This window comes from Methyloglobulus sp., from assembly GCF_964779595.1.
Genome location: NZ_CBAROL010000001.1, coordinates 212,923 through 219,284 on the forward strand (window position 1 = coordinate 212,923; position 6,362 = coordinate 219,284).

The window sequence follows — 6,362 nt, forward strand, 5'->3', positions numbered from 1 at the left end:
CAATTCAAATCAGGGATTAAATGTCAAACCAATACGGCAAATTATACGTGGTCGCGACACCAATAGGTAATTTAGCAGACATCAGCTTCAGGGCGATAGAAACCTTAAAACAGGTGGACTTGATTGCCGCCGAAGATACCCGCCACGTCAAATTATTGCTAAACCATTATGGCATTAGCAATAAGGTTATGTCATTCCATCAACACAATGAAGAAAAAGCAGCCGAAAGTTTGCTGGAAAAACTACGTGACGGACTGTCCATAGCCCTGGTTTCTGATGCTGGAACACCGCTGTTGAGCGATCCCGGAATGCCGTTGGTACGCAGGGTTAAAGATGTGGGCTTAGACGTTGTGCCTATTCCCGGAGCTTGTGCCTTGATTGCTGCCTTATCGGCTGCTGGCTTGCCGGTCACGCAATTCTCATTTGAAGGCTTTTTGCCGCGCACCTCATCGGCTCGTAAGGCATTTTTCACCGAAAAACTGACCGCAACGACGACCTGGGTATTCTACGAATCCTGCCACCGAATCTTGGCGGCATTACAAGACATGGCAGCCATCCTGCCACCAGACCGGCAAATCGTAATTGCCAGGGAATTGACCAAACTGCACGAAACCATCGTCAAAATCACCCTGGCTAATGCGCTGGAGCTGGTCACGCAAGACGACAATATGCGTAAAGGCGAATTTGTGGTGATTATAGAAGGTGCAGCCAAAGCCAGCAAAGAAGATAATGGCCTCAGCCCAGAACAGTTGAATATACTTGCCGTGCTAATGCGCGAATGCACCACCAAAACCGCCGTTGAAATGGCAGTAGAAATCACCGGAGCCAGAAAAAAACTGCTTTACCAGGCGGCATTGGATTTGGAGAAAGCGGGAAGCACGTAGTTTCCTGATACCAAAGTTAATAACGATGAATGAAGACAGGGGACACCAAGTATTTTTCTGTAATATGTCTTTTTCAACGCCCATCACCCCGTTACGGTATAATTTGCGCCAGAAAGAGTCGGCTGGGCAGTCGCTGTCCTATCGCAAGATAGGATGGAGGAAAGTCCGGGCTCCATTGGGCAGGGTGCCAGGTAACGCCTGGGAGGTGTGAACCTACGGAAAGTGCCACAGAAAATATACCGCCCAGCCCTTGTAAAAGGAACTGGGTAAGGGTGAAAAGGTGCGGTAAGAGCGCACCGCGCAACTGGTAACAGGGGCGGCATGGTAAACCCCACCCGGAGCAAGATCAAATAGAGGAATATACGCGTGGCCCGCGCGGTTCCTGGGTAGATTGCTTGAGCTGCAAGGTGACTTGCAGCCTAGATGAATGGCTGCTCTCGACAGAACCCGGCTTATAGGCCGACTTTTTCTACTATTATAAATCCGCAGCAAATCGACCGTATGAAGTGCAATTTAATACGGGAAATCGAAGCTATGAAAGCCTAGATTCCGCAAACTCCACCCTGATTTTTACCGAATTTCACTCAAGCTGCCTTACCAAACGAAAACCCACATCATGCGTACGGGTTGTTGGTAAAGCACTAAAACGCACGGCTGAACGCAGGTTGGTGGCTTTGCCAATATAACTGCCGCCGCGATAAACACGGTATTTGCCTGTCTCTGGCCCAGAAGGGTTATTTGCTGGGCTGCTGCTGTAATACGTGCCATCGTACCAATCTTGCACCCATTCCCACACGTTGCCGTGCATGTCGTATAAGCCCCAGTCGTTGGGCTGTTTCTGAGCCACTTCATGAGGCGTACCCTTGTAACCCAAGTTGCCAAACCAGGCATAATTCGCCAGGGAACCTGGATTGTCGCCATAGCTATAATCGTCATCGCTACCGGCTCTTGCTGCATACTCCCATTCTGCTTCAGTCGGCAACCGGAAGAATGTACCGCCGTCTTTAGCATTCAGCTTCTGGAGAAATTCCTGAATGTCGTTCCAGCTCACCCTGTCCACCGGCTTGTCTTCGACCTTGCTCTTGCTGGGGTTACTGCCCATAACATCTTGCCATTGTTTTTGCGTCACCTCAGTTTCGCCCATGTAGAAAGACTTTTCTATACACACGCGATGGCTAGGTGTTTCGCCAACAGTCCTGTCGGTTGGTGGGTCGTCATTGCCCATTTGAAAACAGCCGGATTGAATAAAAATAAACTTAATCCCCGCGAAATTCTTACTGTCTACTGCGTTTGCTGAAGATAAACAAAAAAGGCTCGCAAATAGGGTGATAAGAATAGGGCTTAGGGTTTTATGCTTAGTTTTCATAATACGTATCCTTATCGTTGAATGAATTAGGGTGATAATGGTTTTGTTATGTTAAGACAAATAACGCAGCACATCTTGTTTTTTAATGATGTAGTTAATCAAATATAAGTAATGCGACTAGTTTTAGACACGGTTAATTCTCTACCTTTTTTATTAAGATTGTCCACTTTTTGTATAATTGAGCTATTGTAAAATGGCAGGATTAAGCACTTGCTAACATCCACCATTCAAAGGGTTGACGGGTTGTGAAAAAAGACATGTTTGTCAATGTGTTAGATATTAATTTTGTGGGCGTAGCCAATAAGCTCGATCAGGTCATCAGGCAAACGTTGATAAGTTATCTAAATCCAGTCTGCGACCTTAGCTGAATAGCCCTTAAGCCAACATGTCCCAAAATAAGCCGTTTAAAATCTTTTTTAGTGCAGGCGAGTCGTCTGGCGATCAACATGCTGCCAGCATGTTTATGGAACTAAAAAAGCATCAACCCGATATTAAAGGCATTGGCATGGGTGGTGTAAAAATGGAGCAAGCAGGTATCGACATCCGTTATAACTCATCTGCTATCGCGGTAATTGGTGTGATTGAGGTTATCAAGCATTTTGGAGAAATTCTCCGCACGTTAAAAGCTATGCGAAAGCTTTTACTGGCAGAGCGCCCCGGCTTGCTGGTTTGTGTGGATTATAAGGAGTTTAACTTCAAATTGGCGCGTTTTGCCAAGCAGAATGGTATCAAAGTCTTGTTTTATGTCAGTCCACAGGTTTGGGCGTGGCGACCTGGCCGTGTAAAAAAATACGGGGCAGTCATCGACATGATGGCGGTAATCTTCCCTTTTGAAGTGCCTTATTACGAAGCTGAACGTGTGCCGGTACGTTATGTGGGACATCCTTCTGTGGATAAAGTCCATCCTCAACGCAGCAAAGATGAGGATATACAGCTATTTGGCTTGAGTACAGCAAAGATCGTTGTAGGCATTTTGCCGGGCAGTCGCAGGAATGAAATAGATCGCATGTTACCCGTGATGTTAGCCGCTGCTCATGAACTGCAAACTAAATTTCCTGGCATTCACTTTCTATTACCGCAAGCCGATTCAATCCCCGATACGCTGCTGGCCGAGCATTTAAGATCAACAAGGTTAATGATAACCACCATCAAACATAAGCCCTACGATGTCATCCAGTGCTGTGATGCCATCATGACCACATCAGGTACTGCAAGCCTGGAGATTGCGTTATTAGGTGTGCCTATGGTCATTGCCTACAAACTAGCACCGTTAACGTATTGGTTGGGGAGAGTGTTGGTAAAAATACCTTATATCGGTTTGCCGAATATTATTTTGGGTAAATTGGCAGTTAAGGAACTGATTCAGCATGAAGCCAGTGCTGAAAATCTGGTAGCAGAAATAAGTAAGATACTGACAAACAAGCCTTATGCAGAACAAATACATGAAGATCTACATCAGGTAAAGCAACGACTCGGTAAGGGCGGGGGATCTAAAATTATAGCTTTGTTGGCTTTGAAGATGCTTGCGAGTTAAGATAAATAAGCCATATAACCATTTGATTTATTATAGTTTACGATAAAAATACGCGCTTTTTACCTAGAAAGTAGACATGTTATTTAAAAGGAAAGACGGTTAAAATTTAAAAAATATTTGTTCTATACTTGTTTTGTTTTAGTTCTTGTGCTAATTTTATAACAAAACAAATAGAGATCAAAATGAAATTCACATTAACCCGCAAACAGCAAGAAGTCTTCGATTTTTTAAGTCAAAATCAAGACAGTTTCAGGCATCCGCCGACGCTAGAAGAGCTTTGTGTCAGCATTGGCGTGAAATCTCGTGGTTCATTACATGCACATATCAAAGCCTTAATAGAGGCCAAGCTGATTGAAGCACCCGAACGTAAACAACGCGGTATCCGATTAACAGAATACGCCAAACAATTAATCAGCGGGTCGGATGGTGGCTCAGATAATCTGGGCAGTTTGCCGTTTGTGGGATATATCGCAGCAGGACGACCAATAGAAGCGGTAGAAACTATCTCTTATATGGCCATCCCCGACCAGCTCAAAACTCAAAAACCTTGTTATGTCTTGAAAATCAAGGGCGATTCTATGATTGAACAGGGCATTTTCGATGGCGACTGGGTGATTATTGAGCAACGCAGCTATGCCCGTAATGGCGAAATTGTGGTGGCTTTAGTCAATAAATCCGAAGCGACATTGAAATTCATCGAGCAGTACCCGCACGAAACCTTACTCATCCCCGCCAATGCCAAAATGGAAGCCATGCGCTACTCGCCACATCAGGTGGAAATTCAAGGTGTATTGGTAGGGCAAATGCGTAGCTATTCCAATCATTAATTAGGAGCAATCTCATGTTAAATAAAAATGTACACATGCGTGACCAAGTGACTAACCGTATCGAAATGATTATGCAGGAAGGTCGATTTTCCTTGATGCACCAATTGGAAGAGTTCTCTATTGCTGTATTGTTGGTGGCGGTTTTTCTGGTTGGTGTTGGTTTTTGAATGGATTATATTCAAACTGAAAGGGAAAATCATGAAGGCTGTTTGTCTCAAGAGTACTGGTTGTATGTTTTGAGTTTAAAAGTAGATAGGGTTGCTTTATAAATAAATACTCTTATAGTGGTGCGACTTCAAACACACGAGTATTTAATGCAACATTTTCGTCTTTCTTTTTTTATTTCAGCTCTTTGTCTAGCTACTGCTTTTTGGTGGGGCGGCATGATAGGCGTGTTTATCGCCGTGATTCTTGGAGTTCTTGAGATTAGCTTATCGTTTGATAATGCGGTTGTGAATGCGTCCGTTTTAAAGCGGATGAGTGCACGATGGCAGCAGTATTTTCTAACCTGGGGTATTTTGATTGCCGTTTTCGGTATGCGCTTGGTGTTCCCGGTACTGATTGTTTCGGTTGCCACTAGCCTTGATTTTATCAGCGTTACTCAAATGGCATTAGAAGATCCAGCGACGTATTCGCAGCATCTTAATAATGTCCATGTCCAGATTTCAGCGTTCGGTGGCATGTTTTTGTTGATGGTGTTTTTCAAATTTATTCTGGATGACGCTAAAGAACTGCATTGGTTAGGTAGGATAGAGGAGCGTGTGTCTGCCTTGGGCAAGCTCAAAGCCATTGAAATCATTCTGGCATTGGGTTTGTTACTGATAATACAGAAATGGTTGCCACCAGAAATTCGCTTAGAAGCTTTAGTGGCAGGCATTTCAGGGTTAATCTTATTTGTGATCGTTGATAGTTTTGCCGCATTATTTGAAAATCAGGAGCAAGGAGATCAGGTTTCTGGTGTCGTAAAACAAGCGGGAATAATGAGTTTTATTTATCTTGAAGTGCTGGATGCCTCATTCTCATTCGACGGTGTTATTGGCGCGTTTGCGATTACGCAAGATGTCATCATCATCATGCTTGGTCTTGCAATAGGTGCCATGTTCGTCAGAAGCCTGACAGTCTACTTGGTAAACAGGGGAACCTTGGATGATTACGTATTTTTAGAACATGGCGCACACTATGCCATAGGTGTATTGGCGGGGATTATGCTGGTCAGTATGCGCTATCACATCAGTGAGGTAGTAACAGGTTTGGTAGGAGCGATCTTGATCGCGTTATCGATATTTTCCTCTATACGTTACAATAAAAAAAATGCCTGAGATAAACGGCATGTTCAATGTTGTATAGTCTTTCATCCCGCTAGATTTTGGAAATTGTGGTTATGCTAATAACTACTTTGGCTATTGCGAACGCTTTTCATGATTGATTGTTTGGATAAATCGGCATTGCAAAGCATTTCCCCCATTGACAACCCCGAATAATTCTGTAGAATAGTTGGACTAAGTGCAGCGAAAGTAAATTGTTGTACGCTCTTTAACAAGCAGACCAAAATAATGAGTGTGGGTACATGTGTTGGCATTCTGTGTCTAGAGACACAGGTTGACACAAGGTACTCCGTTAATTCAAACGACGGGATATTTCGTTGACCAAAAAAGATTAGGTGTCCTATCTTAAAAGGGACACACATGCAATTAAACTGAAGAGTTTGATCATGGCTCAGATTGAACGCTGGCGGTATGCTTAACACATGC

The 6,362-nt window shown here is 43.9% G+C and carries 7 protein-coding genes and 1 other RNA gene; 7 read left to right on the top strand and 1 reads right to left on the bottom strand.

Features of this window, described 5'->3' with window-relative positions:
* Positions 1-20: 20 nt before the first annotated feature.
* Positions 21-884, top strand: a complete 864-nt coding sequence (gene rsmI, locus AC1YY3_RS01075) for a 16S rRNA (cytidine(1402)-2'-O)-methyltransferase (RefSeq protein WP_481825057.1) — start codon at positions 21-23, stop codon at positions 882-884.
* Between the two features lie 114 nt (positions 885-998).
* An RNA gene (gene rnpB / locus AC1YY3_RS01080) (RNase P RNA component class A) lies at positions 999-1,355 on the top strand.
* Positions 1,356-1,464: 109 nt separating this feature from the next.
* Here rnpB and AC1YY3_RS01085 read toward each other — a convergent pair.
* Positions 1,465-2,250: a formylglycine-generating enzyme family protein gene (locus AC1YY3_RS01085; protein ID WP_481825056.1), complete on the bottom strand. Its 786-nt coding sequence runs from the start codon at positions 2,248-2,250 to the stop codon at positions 1,465-1,467.
* Positions 2,251-2,495: 245 nt separating this feature from the next.
* Between AC1YY3_RS01085 and AC1YY3_RS01090 the strand changes: the two genes are divergently transcribed.
* From AC1YY3_RS01090 to AC1YY3_RS01110, 5 genes are all read left to right on the top strand, one after another.
* Positions 2,496-2,618: a hypothetical protein gene (locus AC1YY3_RS01090; RefSeq protein ID WP_482194243.1), complete on the top strand. Its 123-nt coding sequence runs from the start codon at positions 2,496-2,498 to the stop codon at positions 2,616-2,618.
* A 17-nt stretch (positions 2,619-2,635) separates the two neighbouring features.
* Positions 2,636-3,784, top strand: coding sequence for a lipid-A-disaccharide synthase (gene lpxB / locus AC1YY3_RS01095; RefSeq protein WP_481825055.1), 1,149 nt, complete (start codon positions 2,636-2,638; stop codon positions 3,782-3,784).
* Between the two features lie 182 nt (positions 3,785-3,966).
* Complete coding sequence (gene lexA / locus AC1YY3_RS01100) at positions 3,967-4,611, top strand: transcriptional repressor LexA (protein WP_481825054.1); 645 nt, start codon at positions 3,967-3,969, stop codon at positions 4,609-4,611.
* A gap of 14 nt (positions 4,612-4,625) precedes the next feature.
* Complete coding sequence (locus AC1YY3_RS01105; protein WP_481825053.1) at positions 4,626-4,778, top strand: hypothetical protein; 153 nt, start codon at positions 4,626-4,628, stop codon at positions 4,776-4,778.
* 147 nt (positions 4,779-4,925) lie between these two features.
* Complete coding sequence (locus AC1YY3_RS01110; protein ID WP_481825052.1) at positions 4,926-5,930, top strand: DUF475 domain-containing protein; 1,005 nt, start codon at positions 4,926-4,928, stop codon at positions 5,928-5,930.
* Positions 5,931-6,362: the final 432 nt, after the last annotated feature.

Excerpts from the sequence above, each read along its gene's own strand:
- rsmI (WP_481825057.1), top strand. The coding sequence starts at position 21 with ATGTCAAACCAATACGGCAAATTATACGTGGTCGCGACACCAATAGGT.
- AC1YY3_RS01085 (WP_481825056.1), bottom strand. The coding sequence starts at position 2,250 with ATGAAAACTAAGCATAAAACCCTAAGCCCTATTCTTATCACCCTATTT.
- lpxB (WP_481825055.1), top strand. The coding sequence starts at position 2,636 with ATGTCCCAAAATAAGCCGTTTAAAATCTTTTTTAGTGCAGGCGAGTCG.
- lexA (WP_481825054.1), top strand. The coding sequence starts at position 3,967 with ATGAAATTCACATTAACCCGCAAACAGCAAGAAGTCTTCGATTTTTTA.
- AC1YY3_RS01105 (WP_481825053.1), top strand. The coding sequence starts at position 4,626 with ATGTTAAATAAAAATGTACACATGCGTGACCAAGTGACTAACCGTATC.
- AC1YY3_RS01110 (WP_481825052.1), top strand. The coding sequence starts at position 4,926 with ATGCAACATTTTCGTCTTTCTTTTTTTATTTCAGCTCTTTGTCTAGCT.